At 41.0% G+C, this 26,496-nt stretch carries 26 protein-coding genes; 18 read left to right on the top strand and 8 right to left on the bottom strand.

The features are described from left to right. The first annotated feature begins 195 nt into the window (after positions 1 to 195). The 3 genes from Q0E08_RS04845 (at position 196) to Q0E08_RS04835 (ending at position 3,253) form a co-directional block, all read left to right on the top strand. Positions 196 to 1,509, top strand: coding sequence for a polysaccharide deacetylase family protein (locus Q0E08_RS04845; protein WP_294777554.1), 1,314 nt, complete (start codon positions 196 to 198; stop codon positions 1,507 to 1,509). Between the two features lie 261 nt (positions 1,510 to 1,770). Continuing rightward, a complete protein-coding gene (locus Q0E08_RS04840) occupies positions 1,771 to 2,250 on the top strand; it encodes an RNA polymerase sigma factor (protein WP_294777552.1) in 480 nt (159 codons plus the stop codon). Then, positions 2,240 to 3,253, top strand: coding sequence for a hypothetical protein (locus tag Q0E08_RS04835; protein ID WP_294777551.1), 1,014 nt, complete (start codon positions 2,240 to 2,242; stop codon positions 3,251 to 3,253). The genes Q0E08_RS04840 and Q0E08_RS04835 overlap by 11 nt, the downstream gene beginning before the upstream one ends. 46 nt (positions 3,254 to 3,299) lie before the next feature. Here the strand turns inward: Q0E08_RS04835 and Q0E08_RS04830 are convergent, their stop codons facing one another. Next, positions 3,300 to 4,316 (bottom strand): ABC transporter substrate-binding protein, encoded by a 1,017-nt coding sequence (locus Q0E08_RS04830; protein WP_294777549.1) that lies wholly within the window; start codon positions 4,314 to 4,316, stop codon positions 3,300 to 3,302. 167 nt (positions 4,317 to 4,483) lie between these two features. Continuing rightward, on the bottom strand, positions 4,484 to 5,365 hold the full coding sequence (locus Q0E08_RS04825; RefSeq protein ID WP_078768534.1) for a LysR family transcriptional regulator: 882 nt from the start codon (positions 5,363 to 5,365) through the stop codon (positions 4,484 to 4,486). A 200-nt stretch (positions 5,366 to 5,565) separates the two neighbouring features. On the opposite strand from Q0E08_RS04825, the gene Q0E08_RS04820 reads away from it, so the two are divergent. From Q0E08_RS04820 to Q0E08_RS04800, 5 genes are read left to right on the top strand one after another with little or no spacing between them, the layout of a single operon-like run. Next, positions 5,566 to 6,891 carry an L-aspartate oxidase gene (locus Q0E08_RS04820; RefSeq protein ID WP_294777547.1) on the top strand — a complete coding sequence of 442 codons (1,326 nt, stop codon included), beginning with the start codon at positions 5,566 to 5,568 and terminating at the stop codon, positions 6,889 to 6,891. After that, positions 6,863 to 7,720 carry a carboxylating nicotinate-nucleotide diphosphorylase gene (gene nadC, locus Q0E08_RS04815; RefSeq protein WP_294777545.1) on the top strand — a complete coding sequence of 286 codons (858 nt, stop codon included), beginning with the start codon at positions 6,863 to 6,865 and terminating at the stop codon, positions 7,718 to 7,720. Before Q0E08_RS04820 ends, nadC begins: the two co-directional genes overlap by 29 nt. A gap of 58 nt (positions 7,721 to 7,778) precedes the next feature. Next, the gene (locus tag Q0E08_RS04810) at positions 7,779 to 8,552 is read left to right on the top strand and encodes a 5-deoxy-glucuronate isomerase (RefSeq protein ID WP_294777543.1); all 774 of its coding nucleotides are present in this window, start codon (positions 7,779 to 7,781) and stop codon (positions 8,550 to 8,552) included. Beyond that, positions 8,542 to 9,624, top strand: a complete 1,083-nt coding sequence (locus Q0E08_RS04805) for an iron-containing alcohol dehydrogenase (RefSeq protein ID WP_294777541.1) — start codon at positions 8,542 to 8,544, stop codon at positions 9,622 to 9,624. The genes Q0E08_RS04810 and Q0E08_RS04805 overlap by 11 nt, the downstream gene beginning before the upstream one ends. Then, positions 9,621 to 10,061, top strand: coding sequence for a hypothetical protein (locus Q0E08_RS04800; protein WP_294777539.1), 441 nt, complete (start codon positions 9,621 to 9,623; stop codon positions 10,059 to 10,061). The genes Q0E08_RS04805 and Q0E08_RS04800 overlap by 4 nt, the downstream gene beginning before the upstream one ends. Positions 10,062 to 10,105: 44 nt before the next feature. On the opposite strand, the gene Q0E08_RS04795 is transcribed toward Q0E08_RS04800, so the two are convergent. Next, on the bottom strand, positions 10,106 to 10,708 hold the full coding sequence (locus Q0E08_RS04795) for a DUF5067 domain-containing protein (protein WP_294777537.1): 603 nt from the start codon (positions 10,706 to 10,708) through the stop codon (positions 10,106 to 10,108). 117 nt (positions 10,709 to 10,825) lie between these two features. Between Q0E08_RS04795 and Q0E08_RS04790 the strand changes: the two genes are divergently transcribed. Next, the gene (locus Q0E08_RS04790) at positions 10,826 to 11,062 is read left to right on the top strand and encodes a helix-turn-helix domain-containing protein (RefSeq protein WP_177665562.1); all 237 of its coding nucleotides are present in this window, start codon (positions 10,826 to 10,828) and stop codon (positions 11,060 to 11,062) included. Between the two features lie 70 nt (positions 11,063 to 11,132). Here Q0E08_RS04790 and Q0E08_RS04785 read toward each other — a convergent pair whose 3' ends face one another. Beyond that, positions 11,133 to 11,504, bottom strand: coding sequence for a RidA family protein (locus Q0E08_RS04785; protein ID WP_177665560.1), 372 nt, complete (start codon positions 11,502 to 11,504; stop codon positions 11,133 to 11,135). Positions 11,505 to 11,522: 18 nt separating this feature from the next. After that, on the bottom strand, positions 11,523 to 12,722 hold the full coding sequence (gene ilvA / locus Q0E08_RS04780) for a threonine ammonia-lyase (RefSeq protein WP_294777534.1): 1,200 nt from the start codon (positions 12,720 to 12,722) through the stop codon (positions 11,523 to 11,525). A 172-nt stretch (positions 12,723 to 12,894) separates the two neighbouring features. Here ilvA and Q0E08_RS04775 point away from each other — a divergent pair, with 172 nt between their 5' ends. Both Q0E08_RS04775 and Q0E08_RS04770 read left to right on the top strand, forming a co-directional pair. Then, positions 12,895 to 13,749 (top strand): ABC transporter substrate-binding protein, encoded by an 855-nt coding sequence (locus tag Q0E08_RS04775; protein WP_294777532.1) that lies wholly within the window; start codon positions 12,895 to 12,897, stop codon positions 13,747 to 13,749. A 61-nt stretch (positions 13,750 to 13,810) separates the two neighbouring features. Continuing rightward, positions 13,811 to 14,707, top strand: a complete 897-nt coding sequence (locus Q0E08_RS04770; RefSeq protein ID WP_294777530.1) for a PHP domain-containing protein — start codon at positions 13,811 to 13,813, stop codon at positions 14,705 to 14,707. Positions 14,708 to 14,737: 30 nt separating this feature from the next. On the opposite strand, the gene Q0E08_RS04765 is transcribed toward Q0E08_RS04770, so the two are convergent. Together Q0E08_RS04765 and Q0E08_RS04760 are read right to left on the bottom strand one after the other, a co-directional pair. Then, positions 14,738 to 16,264 (bottom strand): YifB family Mg chelatase-like AAA ATPase, encoded by a 1,527-nt coding sequence (locus Q0E08_RS04765; RefSeq protein WP_294777528.1) that lies wholly within the window; start codon positions 16,262 to 16,264, stop codon positions 14,738 to 14,740. Between the two features lie 3 nt (positions 16,265 to 16,267). Next, complete coding sequence (locus tag Q0E08_RS04760) at positions 16,268 to 17,272, bottom strand: acyltransferase family protein (RefSeq protein ID WP_294777525.1); 1,005 nt, start codon at positions 17,270 to 17,272, stop codon at positions 16,268 to 16,270. A gap of 124 nt (positions 17,273 to 17,396) precedes the next feature. Between Q0E08_RS04760 and Q0E08_RS04755 the strand changes: the two genes are divergently transcribed. From Q0E08_RS04755 to Q0E08_RS04725, 7 genes are all read left to right on the top strand, one after another. Further along, entirely contained in the window at positions 17,397 to 19,112 is a 1,716-nt protein-coding gene (locus tag Q0E08_RS04755) for a phospho-sugar mutase (RefSeq protein WP_294777523.1), read from the top strand. A 177-nt stretch (positions 19,113 to 19,289) separates the two neighbouring features. Then, positions 19,290 to 20,753 (top strand): amidophosphoribosyltransferase, encoded by a 1,464-nt coding sequence (purF, locus tag Q0E08_RS04750; RefSeq protein WP_294777521.1) that lies wholly within the window; start codon positions 19,290 to 19,292, stop codon positions 20,751 to 20,753. A gap of 170 nt (positions 20,754 to 20,923) precedes the next feature. Beyond that, positions 20,924 to 21,688: a hypothetical protein gene (locus Q0E08_RS04745; protein WP_294777519.1), complete on the top strand. Its 765-nt coding sequence runs from the start codon at positions 20,924 to 20,926 to the stop codon at positions 21,686 to 21,688. Between the two features lie 15 nt (positions 21,689 to 21,703). Then, positions 21,704 to 22,975 (top strand): aminotransferase class III-fold pyridoxal phosphate-dependent enzyme, encoded by a 1,272-nt coding sequence (locus Q0E08_RS04740; protein ID WP_294777517.1) that lies wholly within the window; start codon positions 21,704 to 21,706, stop codon positions 22,973 to 22,975. A 47-nt stretch (positions 22,976 to 23,022) separates the two neighbouring features. Further along, positions 23,023 to 23,916: a transketolase gene (locus tag Q0E08_RS04735; protein ID WP_294777515.1), complete on the top strand. Its 894-nt coding sequence runs from the start codon at positions 23,023 to 23,025 to the stop codon at positions 23,914 to 23,916. 3 nt (positions 23,917 to 23,919) lie between these two features. Further along, the gene (locus Q0E08_RS04730; protein ID WP_177665539.1) at positions 23,920 to 24,930 is read left to right on the top strand and encodes a transketolase family protein; all 1,011 of its coding nucleotides are present in this window, start codon (positions 23,920 to 23,922) and stop codon (positions 24,928 to 24,930) included. Between the two features lie 50 nt (positions 24,931 to 24,980). After that, on the top strand, positions 24,981 to 25,781 hold the full coding sequence (locus tag Q0E08_RS04725) for a hypothetical protein (RefSeq protein ID WP_294777512.1): 801 nt from the start codon (positions 24,981 to 24,983) through the stop codon (positions 25,779 to 25,781). A 505-nt stretch (positions 25,782 to 26,286) separates the two neighbouring features. On the opposite strand, the gene Q0E08_RS04720 is transcribed toward Q0E08_RS04725, so the two are convergent. Continuing rightward, on the bottom strand, positions 26,287 to 26,496 hold a 210-nt coding region (locus tag Q0E08_RS04720; protein ID WP_294777510.1), incomplete at its 5' end, for an SCP2 sterol-binding domain-containing protein.

Raw genomic sequence — 26,496 nt, 5'->3', positions numbered from 1 at the left:
TATTTTGTATTTAAATTATACCGCATAAGATAATAACATATATTTTGTTTAAAATCAACAAAATAAGTTATATTTTAGGAAAAATTTAGTATATTTTATTTATAAATATTTACTGATTAATATTTTGTGTTTTCTATTGATTAAAAAATTTTTTTGATGTATAATACATTCAAACTTAACTAATTGGAGGAAGTTATGTCCAGAAAAATCAGATTGACGGGTTTGGTGCTTACGGCAGTTATTTTGCTTGCGGGATTAATCGCAATTTGCGGTGTTTCTTCGCAAAATATAGGACCTGTTAAATCACCGGAGATTGTCGGCACCTCGTCGGATTCCGTCAAACTTTCGTGGAAAAGAGTAGGTTCGTCCGACGGATATTTTATTTATCAAAAAAACGGCGATAAGTTTAAAAAAGTAAAGACCGTTAAGGATCCGCAAAAACTTAATTGTACGGTTAAAAAACTCAACGATTCAACTCCGTATACTTTTTATGTAAAAGCCTTTAAGCAAACTAAAAAAAGGGTTGTAGAAAGTGAAAAGTACACCGAGGTTTCGGCTTGCACCGTACCTAAAGCACAGAGTGCCGAGGTTGAGGCGGTTCAGGCAAATGCCCTCAGAATCAGCTGGCAGGCAAATCCAAAATGCGGCGGATATGATGTTCAATATGCCAAATCGAGCGATTTCAGCGACAAGCAAAGCATTAATGTCAAAAATGCAAAATCGGATTCTACCGATGTTTTGGAACTTAAAGTTAATGACGAATATAATGTCAGAGTTCGTTCTTATGTTTACTTTAACGAGCAAAAAATCACTGGTAAGTGGAGCGAAATCAAAAAAGCCAAGGTGCTCGATGCAGCAGGAATTGCCGCTGTTGATGCCACAAAGCCTATGATTGCCGTTACATTTGATGACGGTCCGGGTTACAATTCCGCTTCGGATAAAATTCTTGATGTTATCGAAAAATATCACATCAAGGCAACATTCTTTATGCTCGGCTCAAACGCTTCAAATCTTACAAAGAATGTAAAGCGTAAAGTGGCTCTCGGTTGTCAAATCGGCAACCACACCTACAATCACGAGCATTACGGCAAAAATGTTACTCCTGCCGATATTACAAAGGCATCGGACGCTATTGAAAAGGCTTGCGGAGTTCGTCCTACTGCGTTCCGTTCTCCGGGCGGTAATACAACAGATCTTATTCGCAACACCTGTAAGCAGGAAAAAATGCCGCTTTATTATTGGTCACTCGATACACAGGATTGGAAGAGCAGAAATGCCGACAAGGTGTACAATGCGGTGGTCAAGAATGTATCGGACGGTGATATAATTCTTATGCACGAGATTTACACATCAACTGCCGATGCGTTTGAAAGAATGGTTCCCGTTCTCCTCAAAAAGGGTTATCAGTTTGTAACCTGTGATGAGCTTGTTGCCGCCAAATCAGGCAAAAAACCCGAACCGGGCACACAGTATGTTGACGGCAAAACTATAAATAATAAAACATCGTAAATTTGATAAAGCTCCTGAAACACGCTGATAATAAATCAACCAATGTTGACGGAGAGATTGTAAAAGCACCGTAAGTATCGAATTTGCGGTGCTTTTGGCGTTTTTCGTTTTTTGCTCAGTCGAGGTATTTATATACATCTTTCTTCGCAAGAAAACGAAATTCAGAACCTTTCTCAATATTTACCTAATTTACAGAAATATTTTTATGTGACCGTTTTATCCTCACAATCGTTTTGATAGTAGAGAAGGGAGATGATGGCAGTGATAAATTTTGATGAACTGTATCAAAAATACGGAGAAATGCTTTATAAAATAGCCTTTTTGTATTTTGGCAATTCGCACGATGCCGAGGATGCCTTGCAGGAGGTTTTTGTCAAAGCGTTGCAAAAACTCCCCGACGGTACAGACGAGCATCAAAAAGCGTGGCTCATTCGTGTAACGCAAAATCAGTGCAAGGATATGCTTAAAAGAAGCGAAAACAAAAATATTTGCATTGATGATGTTGTGCTTGCAGGTGAGTGCGAAAACATCAATAACGAAAGCAGAATTGATATTTTGCAAAAGATAGTCAAACTTTCGCCAAAATATAAAACTGCTGTCATCCTTTATTACTATTACGATTATTCCGTGTCGCAAATCGCCGATACATTAAAAATTTCACAGTCGAGTGTAAAAATGCGATTGAAGCGTGGACGGGATATTCTGAAATTAGAATTGGAGGGTTACGAAAATGAAATATGATGATTTTAAAAATTCGTTAGATTTTGTAAAACCCGATGCACATTTGCAAACAAGACTAAAGGCAAAGGTTGAGGGTGCTCAAAATAAAACGAAAAAGTCAAAAAAGCCTGTGGTTTTGGGCTTGGTATCGGTTATGGCATTGGCAGTTATTGTGACAGGTTTGGGAGCAAATGACTTAATCGGTACAGACAATGTTCTTACTTCGGAACATTCGGTTTCGGCACCAACGCAATCGGATTCAGCAACAAGTAAGGTTGCACCGGGTTTTGTTAATATCGTGTATGCCAATGATGAAAAAACTTATGCAATGGATGTCAGCGATATAAGCGTGGAATCACCGCCGTATTGTCAAATCGGTGCATGGAGTATTAAAGGCAAATCCGAGGCGGAAATAAATGATTTGATAGACGGAATTCACAAGGATTTTAAGCTTGTTGAGGGCTTTGTCGATGGAAACGAAGTTTATTTTTCCACAGCTTTGCAAATTGAAAGAATGGATAATGCTCTTGTTTATTCTGCTTATTGCGGTGCGTTTGACTTTGATTTGAGCGAGGACGATTACGCCAATGTAAAAGAAATTCGTGTCACAAATTCAAATCAAAAATACGGCGAAATGGAAATTGTTGCCGAAGATTCATTGTTTGATGAAAATTTGAAGCGAATAGACGGTAAAACTTTAGCCGATGCAGATGAATTAGAAAATATCTATATCAAAAATCGCAACACGAAGTACGCATCTCTGTCGGGTGACAGGTTTCGCAGATGTATGAAACTTGAAAAAATCGGTGATGCAAGCTTCAGAATCAATTGGAAAATGAGTAACGAATTTTACGAACTTTTCGATGAAAATCCCGATGTTGACCTTACAAAAATAAAAGACACCCTCACATTTGAAGTTGTCTTTAATGATGATTCGGTGTCAAAAAGCGTTGTTGATATTTCGTTTGATAAAAACGGAAATATGGAAACAAAACCCGCTTCGTTCCAATATATTCATAACTAAAAGATGACACCACTTCATAGCGAAGCGGTGTCGTTTTGTATAGTGCTTATTCTTCTTCTGCTTCCAAAACTTGGTATGTGCCGTCCTTTTCAATCTTGTCAAGAACGCCGTATTTCTTTGCCATTTCAGGAATGTACTGTGATGTGAGTTTTTGCGGTGACTGGATATTCATTGTTGCCGGGTCTTTGCCGTTTTCAAGAATATCGTATGCCATCAAGCCTGCTTGGTAGCCGATTTCATAATAATCGATTGAATATGTAGCCACAGCGTTGTATTTGAGGCAAGCCATTGCTTCGGCACCGATAATCGGTGTGTTTGCGGCTTGGCAAACTTCGTCAACAATTGCACCGTTTGATGCAACAACATTGTCGGTCGGAATGTAAAGAACATCCGATGATGTTGCGGCTTTTTGTGCAGCTGATTGAATATCGTTTGAATCTGTGAATGTGTATGATTTAACATCAAGACCCATTTTGCTTATAATGCTTGTCATTTCATCTGCTTGAAGTTTTGAGTTAGCCTCTGCTGAGCAGTAGAGAATACCAACCTTTTTAGCCTCAGGGAACAATGTTGCAAGCTGTTCTGCCTGTTTATCAAGCGGTGCAAGGTCCGTAGTTCCTGTTACATTGATGCCTGTTGCTCCGTCAGCCGGCATATCAATGTCGAGTGCTGTGCCAAAGTGTGTAACAGCGGTTGCAACAATCGGTGTTTGTGATGCGGCGGTTGCTGTTGTGCAAGCTTGAAGTGCAGGTGTTGCAACTGCCATAATAAGGTCGTAGCCCGATGATACAAACTTGTTTGCGATTGTTGTGCAGTTTGCCGTGTCGCCTGAGGCGTTTTGAACATCAACATCAACCTTGTCGCCCAACTTTTCCTTGATTGCAGCTTGGAAACCTTCTGTTGCTTTGTCGAGTGCAGCGTGCTGAACAAGTTGACAAACGCCAACCTTGTACACCTTTTTGCCGTCATTGTTGTTGTCCTGTGTACTGCATCCTGCAAACGCTCCGCCTATCATAAGCACAGAAAGTGCCACGCAGGCTGCTCTTTTGATTATCTTTTTCATTTTAATACCCCTTTAATTTTTTTATTTCAACAACAGTGTACCACCAAAATAATTTATGTTCAAGCGTTTGGGCATAAAAGATTTTTATCGTATGTAGAAATTAAATTCAACTATAATAAAAAGCGTAAGATAGCAGGAGTTGTCTTACGCTTTTAATGGTTTTTCAGTTATAATATTGAACAGATGTAGTCCATAACAGTTTGCATTGCAGGAGTAATCCATTTGCTTTTGTGATAGAGCATCTGAATCCAAATTTCATCGCTGATGGTGTCAACTTCAAATTGCTTAACCTTGCCTTTGGCAACATATTCATCTGTGATGAAGTCGGGAAGATACGAGATTCCCATATTTTTTTCAACCAAATGGCAAATGAGTTCGGTATCGCCGATTTCCAAAAACGGATTGATTTCCATAGATTCTTTTGCAAGATAATCGTCAAGTCTTTGGCGATAACTCATACCCTTTTCGGTGAGTATGAACGGCTGTTCAAGCACATCCTCAATGGTGATTTTGTCCTTTTTGAACAGCGGATTTTCATTGCCCATAATGAAGTGGGTTTTCACCTTGTGCTCTTTTACAATCGTGTAGTTGCTGTCGTAAATATGTTTGTCGAGCGTAAAGATAAGGTCAACATCGTTTTGGTTTGCAAGGCGGAACATTTCCTCCGTGCTTGCAGGAAAAATCTTGAGCGAAATGTTTGGATATGTATTGTGAAAATGGTCAAAATTATCCCAAAACAGCCAGTGACAAAGGGAATCGCACATCGCAATTCTAACCTTGCCGTTGATGTCTTTTTTGCTGCTTGCCGTGTTTTCAATATCTTCAACGGTTGCAAGTAATTTTTGTGCAAGCTGAAGTATCTGTTCGCCCTTTGGAGTCAACTTTACCGTGTGGTTTACACGCTCAAAAAGGAGCACTCCGTATGCGTGCTCAAGCTGTTTGATTTGTGCCGAAACCGCTGACTGTGTGTAGCCGAGCTTTTTCGCCGCTTTTGTAAAACTGTTTTGGTCCGCAACCTGTATAAAGGTTTCAAAATTTTTAATGTCCATAGTAAAAATATGTTCCTCTCAAATAACACAATTACTTTCTTCATTATAAATGATTTTTATTAAATTTTCAAGTTTTATTATTTTTCTTTATATTGTAACAATTTCTGACGCTGTTCTATTGACATTTTATTAATAAAGATATATATTTAAATAAGTATAGTTAAAAATACAAAAAATTTTTAATATAGGATTTTAAGAGTATGAAAAAGGATAATTTTATAAAAACCGATACAGTAATTGTCGGCTCCGGCGTTGCCGGACTTTTTGCCGCACTTTGCCTGCCGAAAGAGCAGGATGTTTTGGTAATCACCAAGGAAAATCTTGATGACTGCGATTCGTTTTTGGCACAGGGCGGAGTGTGCGTTCTTAAAGACATAAACGACTTTGACTGCTATTTTGAGGACACTATGAAAGCCGGACACTATGAGAATAATCCGGAGTCTGTTCGTGTTATGATTGAGTCGTCGCAGGATGTCATCGGCACACTTATTGATTTGGGTGTAAAGTTTGATACCGACGGTGATGGCGAATACGACTACACCCGTGAGGGTGCACATCGCCGCAACCGTATTCTTCACCATAAGGACGAAACGGGCAAGGAAATCACCGCAACGCTTCTTGACATTGCTAAAACAAAGCCTAATATTACATTTGTTACTCGCACAACAATGATTGACCTTATTGAAAAGGACAATGTGTGCTACGGCATTGTTTGCTATGATGAATACGGCGAAAAAGGTGCAATTCTTGCAGATAATGTTATTCTTGCAACGGGCGGTATCGGCGGTCTGTTCAAGAATTCAACCAACTATCCGCATATTACGGGCGACTCGTTTGCTCTTGCTCTCAAGCACGGAATCGAACTTCAAAATATGAACTACATTCAAATTCACCCAACCACTCTTTACAGCAAAAAAGAGGGCAGACGCTTCCTTATCAGCGAGAGTGTAAGAGGCGAGGGTGCAGTGCTTCTCAACGAAAACGGCGAGCGTTTTACAGACGAACTTCAACCGAGAGATGTTGTTACAAACGCTATTGTTAAGGAAATGAAGAAGTTCGGCACAGACCATGTGTATCTCAATCTCCCGACTATGACAAGCGAGGAAGCAAAGAAAAGATTTCCGAACATTTTTGAGGCTTGTATGGAAGAGGGCTACGATATGACAAAGGACAATGTTCCCGTAACCCCTGCACAGCACTATATGATGGGCGGTGTCAAGACCGACACAAACGGCGTAACTTCTATGAAAAATCTTTATGCCGTAGGCGAAACCGCTTGCAACGGTGTTCACGGCAAAAACCGTCTTGCATCAAATTCGCTTCTTGAAAGCCTTGTTTTTGCAAAGCGTGCAGCCGATACAATTGCAAACGACACTTCGGTTAAACCAAGTGATGTTCCGGAGGTTGACCTTGAAAAGTATACTTCAAAGGAAGAAATACAAAAAGAGTTTAAACATATTATTATGGACGAGATAAAGAGAAAGGACCCGGATTTTTATGCTAAATGGTGTAACGATGAAGATTAATGTTGATGATTATATTATCAACACATTAAAGGAGGACATTACCTCCGAGGATGTAAGCACAAATGCTGTTATGCCTGAAAACAAGCAGGGCAAGGCAGACCTTATCTGCAAGCAGGACGGTATTGTTTGCGGTCTTGATGTTTTTGAACGCACATTCAAAATTCTTGATGATACAAGCCGCTTTGAAGCTAATTTTAAGGATGGCGATTTTGTTAAAAAAGGCGATTTAATCGGCGTTATCTACGGCGATGTAAAAGCGATTTTGTCAGGCGAAAGAACTGCACTTAACTATCTTCAGCGTATGAGCGGCATTGCCACCATGACAAGAGAATATGTAAATGAACTTAAAGGCTACAAAACCGTGCTTCTTGACACAAGAAAAACCACACCAAATATGCGTCCTTTTGAAAAGCACGCTGTTAAGGTCGGCGGTGCAACAAATCACAGATATAATCTTTCCGACGGTGTTCTTCTCAAAGATAACCACATCGGTGCGGCAGGTTCTGTTACAAAGGCTATTGAGATGGCAAAGGCTTATGCTCCGTTTGTAAGAAAAATTGAGATAGAAACCGAAACTCTTGAGCAGGTTAAGGAAGCTCTTGACGCAGGTGCGGATATTATTATGCTTGATAATATGGACAACGACACAATGCGTAAGGCTGTTGAAATGATAGGCGACAAGGCTCAAACAGAGTGCAGCGGTAATGTAACAAAAGAACGACTCAAGGAAATTGCCGAAATCGGCGTTGATTTTGTTTCTTGCGGTGCACTTACTCACTCTGCAATGATTATGGATGTCAGCCTTAAAAACTTAACAACGATTGAATGAGTTAATTAAAATTGTAGGGGACGGGCTTGCCCGCTCCGATATTTAAAGGGGTGCTATTATGCTTTACAATCCTAAGTATAATGAAGAAGGTAAAAAATATCTTTGCCGAATGAACGGCGAAAACAGCGAAATGCTGATGGATATTTATGTAAAAAAATTAGCCGAGGGCGAAACCTTGACTGTTGATGAGGACAAAAACGAGTGTGCGATTCTTTTGCTCAAAGGTGCCGTTAATTTTACGGTGGGCGACAGCATCAACGAGGATTGCGAGCGTGCAAATCCGTTTCAAAAAACTCCGTATGCCGTTCACTTTTCGCACGGTACAAAGGCTGTTGTAACAGCAAAAAAGGAGAGCGAAGTTATCGTTCAAATGACCGATAACGACAGAACTTGGGCACCTGTGTTTTACAATCCCGACAATTGCCTTTATCAGGAATTCGGCAAAGGTCAATGGAACGGCACAGGTCATAGAATCGTGTCTACAATGTTTGACCTTGATAATGCACCGTATTCAAATATGGTAATGGGCGAAGTTTTCAATCAACCGGGCAGATGGTCGTCATATCCGCCTCATCATCATCCGCAACCCGAGGTTTATTACTATCAGTTTGACCACGAGGAAGGCTTCGGTGCAGGATTTGAGGGCGATACACCATACAAAACTCAAAACGGCTCTTGCCTTTGTATCCGTGGCGGCAACGCTCACCAGCAGGTTACCGCACCGGGATTTGAGATGTACTATGTATGGATGATTCGTCATCTTGACGGTGACCCGTGGGATAAAACAAGAATTTATGTTCCGGAATATGAGTGGCTTGCAAATGCAGACTAAAGGTAAGGCGCTTGAAAGCTACCGCCAAATAAAGGATGTTTTTGAACAAAACAATGTCAAAAAGCCTTTTGTTTGTTGTGGCAAAAGCTTTCAAAAGACAGAGATTTTTGAATATTTAAAACAGTTTAATATAGTAGTGTTTGACTGTATCAGACCTAATCCGAGATTTGAGGATATGGTTGATGCCGCAAAGATTTTTAATGACGAAAAGTGTGATTTTATCATAGGTGCAGGCGGCGGTTCACCGATTGACAGTGCCAAAATGATTAGACTTATGGCAACAAATGATGTGTCAAAATGCCTTGAAGAACCTATGAAAAATAACGATATAAAGTCGCTTTATATCCCTACAACCGCAGGTACGGGTGCGGAGGCTACAAAGTCGTCCGTTTTCTATGTAAACGAGGTGGACAAAATCAGCGTTGCAAATCTTGACTTTTTGCCGGATTATGTAATTCTTGATTCAAGCCTTTTGTCAACGCTTCCGCTTTATCAGCGTAAGTGTACCTGCCTTGATGCACTTTGCCATTCAATCGAAAGCTACTGGAGCGTCAAAGCAACCGATGAAAGCCGTGAATATGCAAAAAAAGGCATACTCGGATTTATGGCAAATAAGGACGGATATATCAATAACACCGCAGACGGCAATGAGGGCATGCTTTGGGCTTCTTATTACGCCGGCAAGGCTATCAACATCACGGGCACAACTTCGGCTCACGCAATGTGCTATTGTATCACTATGAACTGCGGCACTTCTCACGGTCATTCCGTGGCTTCGGGTCTGTCCGTTATTTGGGAGTATATGCTTGATAATAACGGCGAGGAAGCGTACGCAGGTGCGTATGACAGATTTGACGAAATCGGCATACTTCTCGGCGGTAAGAACGCAAGAGAAGGTCTTGAGATTTTTAATAATATTCTCAAAGAATTTGAGCTCCCTTATCCTAAAACCGACAGCAAGAATATTCCGATTTTTACATCAAAGGTTGATGTTACAAGGCTCGGCAATAATCCGATAAAATTCACCTCCGCCGATGTAATGAATATTTACAAAGAGGTATTTGCGAGATGATGAAAAAAATCGGTGCTCTTTTGCTTGCAATTTTAACATTGTTGTCCGTTTTTTCGGCGTGCTCAAAATCAGCCGATACAAAAGACGGCATATCAAAGGCACAAACCACGGCATCGCAGGAAAAGTATTATGATGCTAAGGGCAATTCTTATTCTTCAACGCTTGATGTTCTGTTTTATGACAAAGACGGCAACGCCTATAAGCTTGAAACGGCAGAGGATTATATGCCCGATTATGTCAATCAGTCAACGGGCGAACGCTTAAACGGGCTTCAGTGCTATGTTACCGAGCAAGGCTATCTCTATTATGATGAGGATAACAAGCTTTCGCTTAAAGACGGCAGTATGTCAATATACTATGATGACAGTAAAAATGTTTACTACGATATTTCAACCGTTTCTTGGGATAAAGACGGCACATTAATACATCAAAATTAATAAATAATATTAAAAGGGACTGTTTTTACAGCCCCTTTTAATGTTTAAAGATTAATTGTTGTTTTAATCATATCATCGCTGAATGAGAATACTTCTTGAATTTCCACTTCGATTTCGGATTTTTTGTTACGCAAAGAATATGCTTTCTTTACTTCCTTTGTAATTCCCGGTTTTAAATCCACTGCGTCAATCAGCTTCGCTTCTTCGTCATTGCTTAAAATTGCACTTTCAAGTTCAATTCCGTCTTGATAAAGTTTGTCGTCAAGTGCACCGTCAAAGCTTATCGGACTGTCAGAATTATTTGTAAATTCGTATGTGATAAGCACAGCGTCTTTGCCTTCCCAATCTTTTGTTAATTTTGCACCTTTAACAATACATTTAAAGTCGCCGATAGTATTTTCATCAGTTTCTTTCTTTTCGGCATTCACGGATGATACGGTAGTGTTTTCGTTTGAAGAAGTGTTCGTGTCATCATTTGATTCTGAACCGGAAGCGGCAACTGCAATTACAATAATTACAGCAATTATAACACCTAAAATAATAAGTTTTTTCTTCTTCTTTTTCTTCTTCTTTTCTTCATTCAGTGCTGCGTTTACTGCTTGCTGAACTTCAGGATTGTTTTGTTGTTGAAAATTGTTGTTTGCCATCAGCAAATCTCCTCCTTTTATTTTATAAGCTTATATTAACACATAAGTATACAAAATGTCAACATATGTGTTCATAAATTATTAAGTATTATCATAAAATCATTATGAGGTGATTTTATGTTTGTGCCTACTCTTGATGCAAAAATCGTTGGTGAGGTTATACATGAATTTAGAAAAAAGAAAGGGATTTCGCAAGAGGTTTTAAGTGGTCTTGCCGATATAGGAAGAACACATTTGTCTGCGATTGAACGAGGTGAAAGAAAGCCTACTCTTGAAACCCTTTACAGAATTGCTACTGCACTTGATATTAATATGAGTGATATTGTTATAGAAATTGAGAAAAGAATAAAATAAAGTATAAAGTATAAAAACCGTCCTAAGCATTTTAACTTAGGACGGCTATTTAGGTTAACAGTGTTTTATTTTATAATTCGGCGATGAGTTCAACCTCGCAAAGAACGCCCTTTGGAAGGTCTTTAACTGCTACACAGCTTCTTGCCGGCTTTGAAGTGAAGTACTTGCCGTAAATCTCGTTGAAAGCGCCAAAGTCGTTGATGTCTGCCAAAAAGCAAACCGTCTTTACAACCTTGCTCATATCTGTACCTGCGGCTTCAACAACAGCCTTGAGATTTTCGCAAACCTGAGTTGTTTGCTCCTCGATTGTTTTTGCCTCAACTGTGTTGGTTGCAGGGTTGATAGCGATTTGACCCGAGGTGAAAAGTAAACCGTTTGCTTTTACAGCCTGTGAATAAGGTCCGATAGCGTTTGGTGCGTTGTTTGTTGCTACATATTCCATATTAATATCTCCTTTTGATTATTCCAATACCTTAAAGCCTGCGTCTGTAAGAGCTTTTTTAACAGATACAATGTGCTCAAAGTTTCTTGTTTCAACGCCGATTTTAAGATAGCAGTCTGTAATGTTCATATCAAGGTCGGTTGAGTCATAGTTAACGGAAACAACATTTGCGCCTTGCTCGGCAACAATCTGGCTTACGCCCGAAAGCTGACCCGGCTTGTCCGAAAGGGCAATAACAATGTCGGCTGTTCTGCCGCCCATTTTAAGACCACGCTCGATGACTCTTGAAAGAATGGTAACATCAATGTTGCCGCCCGATACAACGCAAACAACATTTTTGCCGTCAATATCAGGGATTTTGCCGTTCATAACAGCGGCAACGGGAACTGCACCGGCACCTTCGGCAATGAGCTTTTGCTGTTCAAGAAGTGTAAGAATTGCAAGTGCTATTTCGTCATCGGATACGGTAACGATTCCGTCAACATATTCGTTGCAAATATCATATGTAAGCGAGCCCGGAGTTTTAACGGCAATACCGTCGGCAATGGTGTTAACCGTGTCGAGGGTTTCAATCTCGCCGTCTGCGATTGAGTGTTCCATAGACGGAGCACCGGCAGCCTGAACGCCGTATACCTTGCAGTTTGGCTTTAATTGTTTGATTGTGTAGGCAATGCCGCTGATAAGTCCGCCGCCGCCGATAGGTACAACAACAACATCGGCATTAGGGAGTTGGTTGAGAATTTCAAGACCGATTGTGCCTTGACCTGCAATAACATCGGGGTCGTTAAACGGATGAATAAATGTAAGGCCCTTTTCGTCTTTGAGTTCAAGTGCTTTGTTGTATGCGTCGTCATACACGCCTTTTACAAGGCAAACCTCTGCGCCGTATCTTTTTGTGGCTTCTACCTTGCTGATAGGAGCACCGTCCGGCAAGCAGATGATTGATTTAATTCCGTTTTTGGTAGCCGCAAGTGCAACACCCTGTGCATGGTTGCCGGCAGAGCAGGCGATAACGCCTTTTTGCTTTTCTTCTTCCGTTAGCTGGCTGATTTTGAAGTATGAACCTCTGATTTTGAATGAACCCGTAACCTGAAGGTTTTCTGTTTTAAGGTAAACATTGCAACCTTGGTGAAGCTTAGGTGCCGCAATCAAATCCGTTTCTCTGATAATTTCTTTGAGAACGGTGGAGGCTTTGTATACTCTGTCTAATGATAGCATGATATTTCCCCTTACTAATCTGTTTATAATAGAAATAAGATATATCTATTATAAACCTTTTATTTTGGTTGTCAAGAAAGTTGAGTGTAAAACATAGGTAAAAAAGAACATTATTTCTTGACTTTGGAGCGAATATAATATAAAATTGTTTTATACGATTGGAGGCTTTCCTATGAAATTTATCAAAAAAATCGGTGCAGTGCTTTGTGCCGTTGCCGTTATTGCAATGTGTTTTTCCGGCTGTTCAAATCAAAATGCGGAAAAATACAGCAGTGGCACTGCGATTATCGGATATATAAGTGAGGCGTCACCGTTTATTACTAATGTTAAAAACGGCAAAGCAAGCGGCTTTGAGGCTGACTTGTGGGAGGCAATTTTTGACAGTGTAAAGGGCGACCTTAAAAATTACCGTTTTGAAAAGGTAAACGATGGCTATACCCTTGAAGAGGATGGCGGTTTTTATGACAGCTCCGAAAGAGAGTACAGCGCATGTCTTCTTTTCGGTAAGGTTGCAAAAGACAGCGGAACATTCAACAAAGATTATTCATATACAGACCCTATTATTTCAAACAGAGTTATCACTATTGTGCCGAAGGGCAGTAATATAAAAACTTATAATGATATTGACGGTGCAAAGGTTGGCGTTGTAGGTACTGTTGCCAAATCGGCACTTGAAAAAAACACTGCGATTTATAACAGATGTGCATCCGTTGAAACTATAACATTGGATGAATCAACTAAAAGCTTAGGTACAAAGTATGATGCCGTTGTTATTGATGAACTTACTTATTGTCCTACCGACAGTGCAAAGGCAAATACTTATGATATTATAGACGGTGAACTTGATACAATCGAATATGTTATTGCCTGTGCAAAAAACAGCGGATGGAAAGATTCAATCAACGAGGCTATTCGTGAAATGAAGTCTGAAAAGTACGGCGACGGCGATGAATTCACTCCGCTTGTTGAAAAGTATTTCGGCTACAATGCTTCGTCATTTAACTATCAAACAGACGGTGATGATTAATAAAAACAAACTGCTTTGCAAATAATAATGCAAGGCAGTTTTTTGATGATACGGTGATGTTATGAAAATCGATATGCATATGCACTCAACATTCTCCGACGGTACTTTTACCGTGCCGCAAATTGTTGAATATGCAAGAAAAAATAATTTTGAATATGTTGCAATAACCGACCATAATAATATTCAAAGTGTCGATGTTTTAAAAGAAATGACCTGTGAATTGCCACATAAAATTGCCGGGATTGAATTGTCAACAAAGCATAACGGTAAAAAACTGCATCTGCTCGGGTATTTTAATGTTAACGATGATTTTGCGGGTAAAAAATTTGCTCCGCTTCTCTCTCTTTTGGACAGAGAAAATGAGTCTAAAACAGTTCAAATCAAGCAGATTGTAGACAATTTGTCTGTGGATTTTGATGTTGATTACGGCGAATTTCTTTCAACTTTGAACGGTGACGGCTTTGTTAACCGTGTTCATATTGCACGCTATTTAACCGATAAAGGCATAACTTCGTCTGTGAGCGATGCGTTTAAAACTTTGATTAATACAAAATCAAAGTATTTTTCTAAAAGACGGGAAATGACATACGAAGAAGGTATAGCCGCAATTACCCTTTGCGGTGGTATGCCGAGCATTGCTCATTTTGTTGAATATGCTTTTGATGACGAAGAAACAGACGAAATTGCAAAAATTGCGGCAGGCTTTACCGATACGGTCGGTGTTGAATTGTGGCATTATAAACAAAATGCCGATTTTCGCAAACTGATTGTCGATAGGTGCAAAAAGTACAGCAACCTTAATATCTGCTTCACGGCAGGCTCTGACTTCCACGGTGCAAACAAGGTGCAAAATATCGGTGAAATATCTCCTGACGGATTTACCGAAATTGAGCGGAAGTTCTTTGAGGAACAAATGAGCAAAACTATGTCAATATTCAAAAATAAGGGGTTATTATAAAAGACGGAGAAATCAAATCTCCGTCTTTAATTATATGCTCCAGTATTTACGGTCGAGTGCACGGTATTGCAATGCTTCCGCAATGTGCTGAACCTCAATGTTTTCGCTTCCGTCAAGGTCGGCAATAGTTCTTGCTACACGCAAAATTTTGTCGTACGCTCTGCCCGACATTCCGAGCTTTTCAAAGCTGTTTTTCATCATTGCATCGGCTTGCGGCGACATTGTACAGTATTTTTGCGTTGCGGCAGGAGTCATTTTTGCATTGCATGTAATACCTGTTCCCTCAAAACGCTTTTGCTGAATCGCTCTCGCTTTGTTAACGCGTTTTTTGATTTCAGCCGAGCTTTCCGCCTTTTCCTTGCTTGATATGGTTTCGTATTCCACATTTTGCACTTCTATATGTATGTCCATTCTGTCAAGGAGCGGACCCGATATTTTGTTTTGATATTTTCGTTTTGCCGCATCCGAGCATCTGCACGGTGTTGTGGGATGACCGAGATAGCCGCACGGACAAGGGTTCATTGCGGCAATTACCATCAGGTTTGCAGGATAGCTGATTGAGCCTCCGGCACGGCTGATTGTCACCTTTGAATCTTCAAGCGGTTGACGGAGCGACTCTTTTGTTCGCCTGTCAAATTCCGGGAATTCGTCCATAAACAGCACGCCGTTGTGTGCAAGCGAAATTTCTCCCGGGCGAAGGTTTGTTCCGCCTCCCGTGAGTCCTTGTGCCGATATTGTGTGATGCGGACTTCTGAACGGCCGTTTTGATATTAATTTTACATTTTCAGGCAACATTCCGGCAACGGAATAAATTGTTGTGGTTTCAATCTTTTCATCAAATGTCATATCGGGAAGAATTGAGCCTATGCGTTTTGCAAGCATTGATTTACCCGTGCCCGGAGGTCCGATCATAATCAGGTTATGTGAGCCTGCCGCGGCAATCTCAATAGCTCTTTTTGCGGCTTCCTGACCTCGCACATCGGCAAAATCAAGTTCTTCTTTAAGCATATCGTTATCGTTTATATCGTGAGAAACAGGCTCAATGAGCTTGCCAAAATCAAGGTGTGCAACAATCTCTTTTATGCTCTTTGCCGGATAAATATCAATACCTTTTACAACGCTTGCTTCAAATGCGTTTTGATACGGCACAAATATCGCACCGATGTTTTTTTCTTTTGCACGAAGTACCATAGGCAAAACACCGTTTGCTTTGCGTATTTCACCGTCAAGCGACAGTTCGCCGATAAATGCAAAATCATCCAAGTTTGCTTTGATTTGACCGCTTGCTTTCAGTATTGAAACAAGTATAGGCAAGTCGTACACAGCACCCGCTTTTTTGATGTCTGCAGGTGCAATGTTAACCGTTATTCGAGAAACGGGGAAGTCAAAGCCGCAGTTTTTGATTGAGGCTCTTACACGCTCACGGCTTTCCTTTACTGCCGCATCGGGCAAACCTACAAGGTCAAATCTCGGCATGCCCGAGCTGAGGTCGGCTTCAACCTCAACATCGTAGCTTTCTATTCCCAATAGTCCTTCGCTTTTTACTTTAGCAAACATAATTTATCCTTTCAGTTTGTCTTTTGCCGAAAATAATTTTTGTGCAATATAATTACATCCTTTGTTTGAGCAAATATATGCGGTCAATATTGCAATCAAAATAATAAAATACGCAAATCCGATGTCGGATGTTGATTTGAATATATTTTGAATCTTTAATACATATACGGCAGTGTATATGATTACATAATGGAACATATATATTCCGAGGGTGCGTTCACCCAAAGAGGTGAAGCCTTTGATTTTTTTCCTCGGAATAAGGCTTATAAGCAAAAATATTGCGGCAAATGAAATTGCGTATGTCAAAAGCCGCAGCTCCCATCCGTATGGTGCAAATCTGCCCAATTCCGAATATGTGTGCCTTGCCGTATTTAATCTGCTGATTTTGTTTGCTTGCTTTGGATAGAAATATATCAGCAGATAAATTGCAACAAAAAATATTACAGCCGTGATTTTTATACTTATCTTGTTTGTCGCTTTTTCGATTTTCTCTCGGTCGGATATGTAGCCCAAACAGAAAAACGGATAAAATGTAAGCGTTCTCATCCAAGTGAAGAAGTCGGGATTTTCTGTTTGTACAAATCCGCACATAACCCCTATAATGAGCGACAGCACAAATATGTATTGAGGCTTGTAATCCTTTATGAGCATTGTTATCAAAAACATAAAGAACATTGACATCAGGTACCACGAAATTCCCGACGGACTGAACAATTCAAAAACCGGTGCCCAACCGAGCAATGCTTTTGTTATAAAAAGTATCAGCGTTGTCGTAAAAAAACAGGTAAGATACGGCAAAGCTTTTTTAATGTTTTTTTCGTCCACGGCTTTTTTTGAAAACAAACCCGTAACAAATATAAAAATCGGCATATGAAACGAATAGATGAATACATAAATTCTTTGTAATATTTCGTTATCCGCTCTGAATTGTTGGGTATAATGCCCGATTACAACAAATATAATTAACAGGAACTTAAGATTGTCCCACAGTGCAATTCTCTTTTTCATTTTCTTCACCAAAAATTTTGTTAATAATTATTATACATTATATTTGAAATATTGACAACACCCAATAATAAGTTTAAAATAGGATTATGTTTTATTGACACCAAAATATACAAAGGAGTTTGCTATGGATATTAACGCTTTATATAATGAATGGTTGCAAAAGGCAACGGGTGACCCTGACCTTACCGCCGAACTTGAAAGCATTAAGGGCAACGATGATGAAATATTGGACAGATTTTATCGTTCGCTCGAATTCGGTACTGCCGGTCTTCGTGGAGTAATCGGTGCAGGCACAAACAGAATGAACATTTACACTGTTGGCAGAGCAACTCAGGGACTTGCGGATTTTTTAAACGCTCATTACGAGTCGCCGTCTGTGGCTATCGGTTACGACAGCAGAATTAAGTCCGAATATTTCAGCAGGGAAGCGGCAAGCGTTTTGGCTGCAAACGGAATTAAGGTGTATATTTATGACGAACTTGAACCTACTCCTTGCCTGTCATTTGCAATTCGTCACTTCCACACCTCAAGCGGTATTATTTTAACAGCTTCGCATAACCCGGCCAAGTACAACGGATATAAGTGCTACAATCCAAAGGGCTATCAGATGACCGATGAGGAAGCTGCCGAAACATATGGATTTATTCAAAAGGTAGATTATTTTACCGGTATCAAAAAAGTTGATTTTGACAAGGCTGTTGCCGACGGTATGATTGAATATATCGGTCAGGATGTTATCGAATTGTTCCTTGATGAGGTTCAAAAGCAGTGCATCAATCCCGATATTGTAAAGAATGCGGATTTGAAGGTTATTTACACTCCGCTTAACGGTACGGGCAACAAGCCGGTTCGCCGAATCCTTGACAGAATCGGTGTTAAAAATGTTTATGTTGTTCCCGAGCAGGAAAATCCGGACGGTAACTTCCCGACTTGTCCGTTTCCAAATCCCGAAATCAAGCAGGTGTTTGAACTCGGACTTGAGATGAATAAAACCATCAACGCCGATTTGCTCCTTGCAACCGACCCGGATTGCGACAGAGTGGGTATTGCGGTTCCCGATGACAAGGGCGAGCCTGTCCTTTTGAGCGGTAATGAAGTAGGTGCGATGCTCCTCAATTATATTCTTTCCGAGCGTAAGGCAAAGGGCACATTGCCGTCGTCGGCAATTGCTGTTAAATCCTTTGTTTCAACCGACCTTGCAGAAGTTATCGCAAAAAAGTATAACTGTACATTTAAAAATCTTCTTACCGGATTTAAGTATATCGGCGAGCTTATCACCAACCTTGAGGAAGAGGGCAGAGCAAGTGACTTTGTTATGGGCTTTGAGGAAAGCTACGGTTATCTTGCAGGTACTCACGCAAGGGATAAGGACGCAGTTGTCGCTTCAATGCTTATTTGCGAAATGGCGGCTTATTACAAAACAAAAAATATGAACCTTGTTGATGTTATGAATTCTCTTTATGAGGAATTCGGCTACTATGCAAATGTTGTTGAGTCTTACACCTTTGAGGGTGCGGCAGGTATGGACAAAATGGCATCAATTATGGGCACTTTACGCAGCGATTCACCAAAAGAAATTGCCGGTATGCCTGTAACCGCCGTTTCGGATTACAAAACTTCAACCGTAACATTTGCAGACGGTTCTCCTTCCAAAACAATAGATTTGCCAAAATCAAATGTTCTTGCCTTTGACCTTGTAAACGGCAACAAAGTTATCGTTCGACCGTCGGGCACGGAGCCTAAAATCAAGGCTTATATCACCGCAATCGGCACAAGCAAGGAAAGTGCACACGCACTTGCCGATACTATGGTTGCGGCAGCGGGCGAATTTATGAAATAAGAGGAAAATCAAATGAACAGAACTTGGATAAAAATTACAGCAATTATATTGGCAGTGCTTATGGGACTCAGCGGCCTTACTGCCGGTGTCTTTGCGTTTATAAACTGACAATGGGATAATTGGGTAGCTTTGCGGCTATCCGATTATTTTGTTTATAATTGATTAGGAGGAAATTTAATGTTTGACAATTTACACGAAGAATGCGGCGTTTTCGGTATATTTGAAAACAAAACAACCTATGTTGCTCAGTCAACATATCTTGCCCTTTATGCACTTCAGCACAGAGGTCAGGAATCTTGCGGCATTGCCGTCAATGATGACGGCGTGTTCACTCATTACAAGGGTGACGGCCTTGTTCCCGATGTTTTTTCAAAGGAAAGACTTGAAGTTTTGGGAATGGGCAATATGGCTATCGGTCATGTGCGTTATTCAACTACGGGCGGCAAAAATCACAACAACATTCAACCGCTTGTTATTCGCCATATCAAGGGTAATCTTGCACTTGCACACAACGGCAATCTCGTTAACGCCAATGATATAAGAAAAACCGTGGAGCTTAAAGGCGGAATATTCCACGGCACTTCCGATACCGAAAGTATTGCTTATACTATTGTAAAATATCGTTTGAGTTCAAAGAGTACCGAAGAAGCGGTTGAAAAGACTATGAACGATATAAAGGGTGCGTATTCCTGCATAGTTATGACTGCCACAAAGCTTATTGCTTTTCGTGACCCCAACGGCTTCAGACCGCTTTGCATAGGCAAAACTGCCGATGGTGCGTGGTGTGTCAGCAGTGAATCGTGTGCACTTGACACAATCGGTGCTCGATTTGTCCGTGATGTTCTTCCGGGCGAAATTGTTGTTGTTGATACCGACGGTGTTCATTCGAATAAAACTCATTGCAACGATGTTGAAAAATCAAAGACAAGCCTTTGCGTTTTTGAGTATATTTACTTTGCTCGACCGGATTCCGTTATTGACGGCGTATCGGTTGAAAAAGCGAGAATGAGAGCGGGCGAGTTTCTTGCAAAGGAACATCCTGTGGATGCCGACATTGTTATCGGTGTTCCCGACAGCGGACTTGATGCGGCACTCGGCTATGCAAACGCAAGCGGTATCCCTTACGGCATCGGATTTATTAAAAACAGATATATCGGCAGGTCGTTTATTCAACCGTCACAAGGTCAAAGAGAGGACGCTGTAAGAATCAAACTTAATGTTATCAAGGAAAATATCGAAGGCAAACGGGTTATTATGATAGATGACTCTATAGTAAGAGGTACAACCTGTGCGAGAATTGTCAGCTTGCTTCGTGAAGCGGGGGCAAAAGAGGTACATATGCGTGTTTCGTCACCTCCGTTCAAGCACCCTTGTTATTTCGGTACCGATGTTGACAGCGAGGAAAATCTCATTGCCTGCCGTTTTGACTCCGTTGATGAAATTGCAAAGGAAATCGGTGTTGATTCTCTCGGATACCTTTCGGTAGACGCCACAAAGCAGCTTGCAAAAGAAGCGGATATTAAGTTTTGCGACGGATGCTTTACAGGTAATTATCCTGTTAAACCGCCTGAAAATTCGGGCAAATCAAAGTTTGAGGAAAAAATGAATAATTTTTCAAATTACTATGATGTATTAGATTGATACAAAAAGTTATGGCATATTTTGTGATAAATGTATAAAATTGCGGCAGTTTACATTTATTTAATATATTGTGTTGCTTAATATATTAATTTATGCTATAATTTTCTTGTATATTAGCCGTTCGTATGTTAATTTTTAACAACGACAAACAGATTAAAGGAGGAATTGTTTTGAAAGAAGCAAAATCAATGGCATTTGTCAACGCATACGGTGTTCTCGCAACATTAGAGAATCTTTGCGATATGGTTGACGAAGCAAAAGCAGTTTGCCGAGGACTCAAAAAGCCTGTTTCTCTGTGCTTTGATGTAACAGACGGTCCTTGTGTAACTTATCATTTTACCCAAGACGGATGTAAAATGACAGAGGGTGATTACGGTTGTACATGCAAAATGAAGTTTGCATCCCCTGAAAAATTCAATGCCCTTATCGATGACAGCAAACCGGGTGTTCCTACAAAGAACATTGCTCAGGTTTTGTCATTCCTTATGGGTCCGTTTACCAAACTTACAAACATTTTAACAAAGTATCTTATGCCGAGCGAAGAAGATTTGAAGGATAAGGAATTTTTCAAAAAGTCAACCATCCTTACAATGTATACAATCGGCGGTGCAATTTGTGCTTTGGGTAATGTTGATTCAATCAGCAGACTTTCGGCATCATATATCCCTGACGGTGACATTCAGATGGGCATTACAGACGCTTGCTATGTAACTGTCAGAGTAAGAGATCATCATCTTGAACTTATCAAAGAAAAGCCGGACACTCCGAGAGCGGTAATGGAATTTAAGACTGTAGAACTTGCAAACGCACTTTTCAACGGTACTGCATCAACTATGGCAGAACTTTGTGCAGGCAACATCTATATGTCCGGTATGATTAATATGATTGACAATATCAACAGAATTCTTGACAGAGTTGCTGTATATTTGGGCTAAGGAGGACACGACATAATGAGTAAATATCCGGAATACAAACACGAAAAATCACAAGAGTGGTTCAACAGAGCCCTCAACGCAATTCCTTCAGGTGTTTACGGTCACCTCGGTCCGTCTGAAGGTTTGTTCCTTCCGATTACAAAATGGCCTTTGATGTCCGATCATGCAAAGGGAACATATTTTTGGGATGTAGACGGCAATAAGTATCTTGACTTTATGTGTGCTTACGGTCCGAATGTTCTCGGCTATTGTGATGAGGATGTAGACGCAGCCGCTATGGCACAGCTCAAGCAGGGCAACTGCACAACTTCTCCGTCATATAAGATGGTAGAGTGTGCCGAACTTCTCAAGGACACTGTTGCAACAGCCGATTGGGCATTCTTTATGAAAAACGGCTCGGATGCCACAACATTTTCTGTAATGTGTGCAAGAGCACATACCGGCAAAAAGAAGATGATGTTCTTCAAGGGATATTATCACGGTGACTTCCAGTGGGCACAAAAAGCCGACTATCCGGGCATTCTCCCTGAAGAAGTAGAAAACAATGTTGTTGTTCCGTGGTTTGATATGGACGCTATGCAAAAGGCTTATGACGAAGCAAACGGCGATTTTGCAGGTCTTATCGCACAGCCTTATGATCACGGTAACTTCTTTGATAACACAACTGCAACCAAAGAACAGTGGGCAAAGGTTCGTAAGTTCTGCGACGATCACGGTATGGTTCTTATCATCGATGATGTTCGTACAGGCTTCCGTCTTGATATTGCAGGTTCCGACCATTACTACGGCTTTAAGGCAGACCTTATCTGCTTCTGTAAAGCACTTGCAAACGGCTACAATATGTCTGCCGTATGCGGTCAGGAACATATGAAAAATACAGCTTCTTCTGTTGTATATACAGGTTCTTATTGGATGAGTGCCGAGCCGTTCGCCGCTTGTCTTGCTTGTATTCCTAAGATGAAGAGACTTGACACACCTAAGATGTTCAGAGAAAAGGGCACACTTCTTTGCGACGGCCTTGTTGCCGCAGGTAAGGAACACGGCTTCAACCTTAAAGTTTCGGGTGAACCTGCACTTTTCTATCTTCGTATCGCAAATGATGACAGCCTTATGCTTCATCAGGAATGGATTGCCGAGTGCGTAAGCAGAGGTTTGTTCCTTGCTTCTCACCACAACCACTTTATGAATGCCGCAGTTACCGATGACGATATCAAACTCGCTGTTGACATTGCGGAAGATGCTTTCGGCGTAGTTGCCGCAAGACATCCTGAATTAGGCCTTAAATAATTTTTTTGGAGTAAATTATTTTATTAAAATTTGAAAGGGGTATTTTTATGCCAGCAAATTATGTGCCATTCGATAAAGAAGAATGGCTCCGCCTTGAAAAAAAGGCAGACAGATTAAGACGCTATTGCTTGCAAACAGCCGTATGGGGCGGCTCGGGACATGTAGGCGGCTCGTTATCTGCAATGGATTGTATGACAATTCTCTACCATCGTTTTATGAAGATTGACCCGCAAAATCCGGATATGCCGGACAGAGACCGTTTTGTTCTCTCAAAGGGTCACTGTGCAGTAGGCTACGCTCCTGTTCTTGTTGACCTTGGCTTTATGCCGGAAGAAGAGCTTAAAATCTTCAACCTTACCGGTGCAAAAATCGGTATGCATATGGACTGCAACAAGGTTAAAGGTGTAGACTGCTCAACCGGTTCACTCGGTCACGGTCTTTCTCTTGCAGTAGGTTTTGCACTTGCAGGCAGAGTAAACGGCATTGACTATATGAACTATGTTCTTACCGGCGACGGCGAGCTTAACGAGGGTTCAAACTGGGAGGCTGCTATGAGTGCCGCACAGTTCAAACTTTCAAATGTCGTTGTTTTTGCCGATAACAACAAGTGTATGATTGACGGTCGTGTTGACGATGAAATGAAGGTTGAACCTCTTGATAAGAAGTTCGAGGCTTTCGGCTTCAATGTTTTCCGTGTTGACGGTCACAATATGAAAGAACTCAACGACGCTATTGAAGCCGCTATCAAGAATCATCAGGACGGCGGCGACAAGCCAACCGCTATTATTATGGACACCTTTAAGGGTGCAGGCGTTGACTTTATGCAGGACGATTACAAGTGGCACTACGGTTCACTTGATGATGAAAAACTCGCAAAAGCATATGCATCACTTGATAAATACTTGGCAGAGCGTTGTGCTCGTGCAGAAAAGGAGGCGTAAGATATGGGTGGTATGTCCTATACAATGACAGATACAACAAAGCTGTCAACAGCAGAATGCTACGGTATCGCTCTTTGTGAGCTCGGTGAAGAACATAAAGATGTTGTCGCTCTTACAGCCGACCTTGCAAAATCAACAAAAATCGGTATGTTCGGTGAAAAGTTCCCGGACAGATTCTTCAATGTAGGTATCGCAGAGCAAAATATGTTCGGTGTAGCAGCAGGTATGGCTAAAAACGGATTGATTCCTTTTGCTTCAACATTTGCTATTTTCACCGCAGCAAGATCTCTTGACCAAATCCATACAGACATTTGCTATCAAAATGTTCCTGTAAAGATGATTGCAACTCACGCAGGTACATCATTCGGTCAGGCAGGTTCAACTCACCATGCACTTATTGATATGGCTTGTATGAGAACTTTGCCTCATATGACTGTTATTTGCCCTTGTGACGGTGCGGAAACATACAATGCGGTTAAGGCTGCTTATGATATTGAAGGCCCTGTTTATATCCGTATCAACAGAGGTTTCGACCAGGTTATTTATAAGAGCCCTGAGGAGTGCAACTTCGTTTGGGATAAGGCTTCTGTTATGAATGACGGTACAGATATTACTGTTATTGCTTGCGGTTCTTGCGTATTCGAGGCTATGCAGGCTGCTCGTATCGCTGCATCAGACGGCGGTCTTTCGGTTCGTGTTCTTAATATGCACACAATCAAGCCTATTGATAAAGAAGCTGTACTTTCGGCTATTTCGGATACTCGCCGTATTATCACTGTTGAGGACCACGAAGTTATGGGCGGTTTGGGCTCAGCTGTTGCAGAAGTTGTTGCTTCTTCGGGTAAGGCTTGTGCATTCAAAATGCTCGGTCACCAAGACGCATTCTCAACAATCGGCTTGCAGGAAGACCTTCTTGCTATGGCAAAGATTGATGCAAACGGTATCGCGGAAACAATTCAGGAAATGATGCACGCTGACTTTGAGGCAGACGATGCTTGGGATGATGAGTTCTAAGGAATTTTCACCAATCTCAATTGTTATCTAACCGAAAGGAGTGTATTATTATGCCAAGCGATGAAGTTCGCTACACAAATAAAGTCTTTATGGCGGGCGCAATGCCACTCTTAAAGACTATTGCAAACGATGTTCCGGAACTTAAAAAGAAGTTTGAGGGCGTGGATGCAATATATCAGGTTTCCGCAAAGGTAAATGCGGAAGATAAAGAGGCTGTTCACTTTATTATTGAAAACGGTGAATGGACTGTTAAGCTCGGTGAATATCTCGGACAGAAGAATATTGATGCAGAGCTTGCTTTTCCGTCAATGGAAAAGATGAATGAATTTATGAAGGGCAAGGTTGCAAACCTTCTCCCTGCTTTGAGAATTAAGAATTTCGGCAAGTTCTTGAAATTTATGCAGGTTCTCCTCAAGATGTCATCACTTTTGGGCATCAAGGACCCTGACAGCGTTGATGAACCAACCGCAATTCTTCTTTGCAAGCTTTATTTCTACTTGCTTTCATCGGGTATTTCACAGCTTAATAAGCTCGGACATCCCGACATTCACGAATGGGCGCTTAAATCACCTGACCGTTGCTATCAATGGGAGGTTATCGGCCATCCTGAATGTACAGCGTATATTCGTATCAAGGCAGGCAAGTCAAGAGCCGGCAGAGGCGAGTACAAGAGAGCAAAGCCGTTCTTCAATATGAAGTTCGACTGCCCAAAATCTGCTCTTATGATTCTTCTCGGCACAGGCGATATGTTCAAGATGACTGCTGAAAAGCAACTCATTATGGACGGCGGCCCTGAGTTCGGCGTTCAAATCGGCGACTATATGATGCTTGTCGGAGCACTTGCTTCATAACACAAATTATAAAACAAAAATCGAGGCTACGGTTTTCCGTAGCCTCTTTGTGTACTCAGCCGTTAGTTACAACCGCAACCGCAGTCGTTGTTGTTGAAACCGCCACATAAAAGAAGGATGATGATAAGGATAACAATCCAATTGCAGTTACCGCATCCGTTATTGCAACAACCCATTGTGCGACCTCCTTTCGTGTTTTCTAACTCATACTATGAAAATCGCACGGAAGTGTTACAATCGAAAAACCACATCGATTTTTCGATGTGGTTTGCAGAATGTAGTGTCAAATTATCGCTTAAAAAACCGTAGGGGCGAACTGTGTTCGCCTGCGGGAATACGGGAAGATAATATCTTCCCCTACGATGTTAACCCCTCAGTCGCAGTCCTTTTAACCCCTCAGTCGCACATAAAGTGCGACAGCTCCCCTTTATGACATTAAAAGGGGAGCCTTGGTCGGTTTATTGATTTATATTTGGAGCCTTAGTAGGTTTATATAATTTTTATTTTAGCCCAAGAACTTTGTCATCTCAAGTGCCGCATTTACATCGCCGTCAACAGAGAGCTTGCCGGTTGTGAATGCTACAACAGGATTGAGTTTGCCGTTGATGAGCTTAATCCAGTTTGTACCGTTGATGTGGATAATAGCATTTCTGTCATAATATTCATAAGGCTCAACATGTACCTGACCGTCTTTTATTTCTATGTAAAAAATGCC

The organism is uncultured Eubacterium sp. (genome assembly GCF_934561735.1).
Classification (GTDB): Bacteria; Bacillota; Clostridia; order Oscillospirales; family Acutalibacteraceae; genus Eubacterium_R.
The sequence above is the reverse complement of the archived record's forward strand: the minus strand, read 5'-3'. Positions and strand labels throughout refer to the sequence as shown.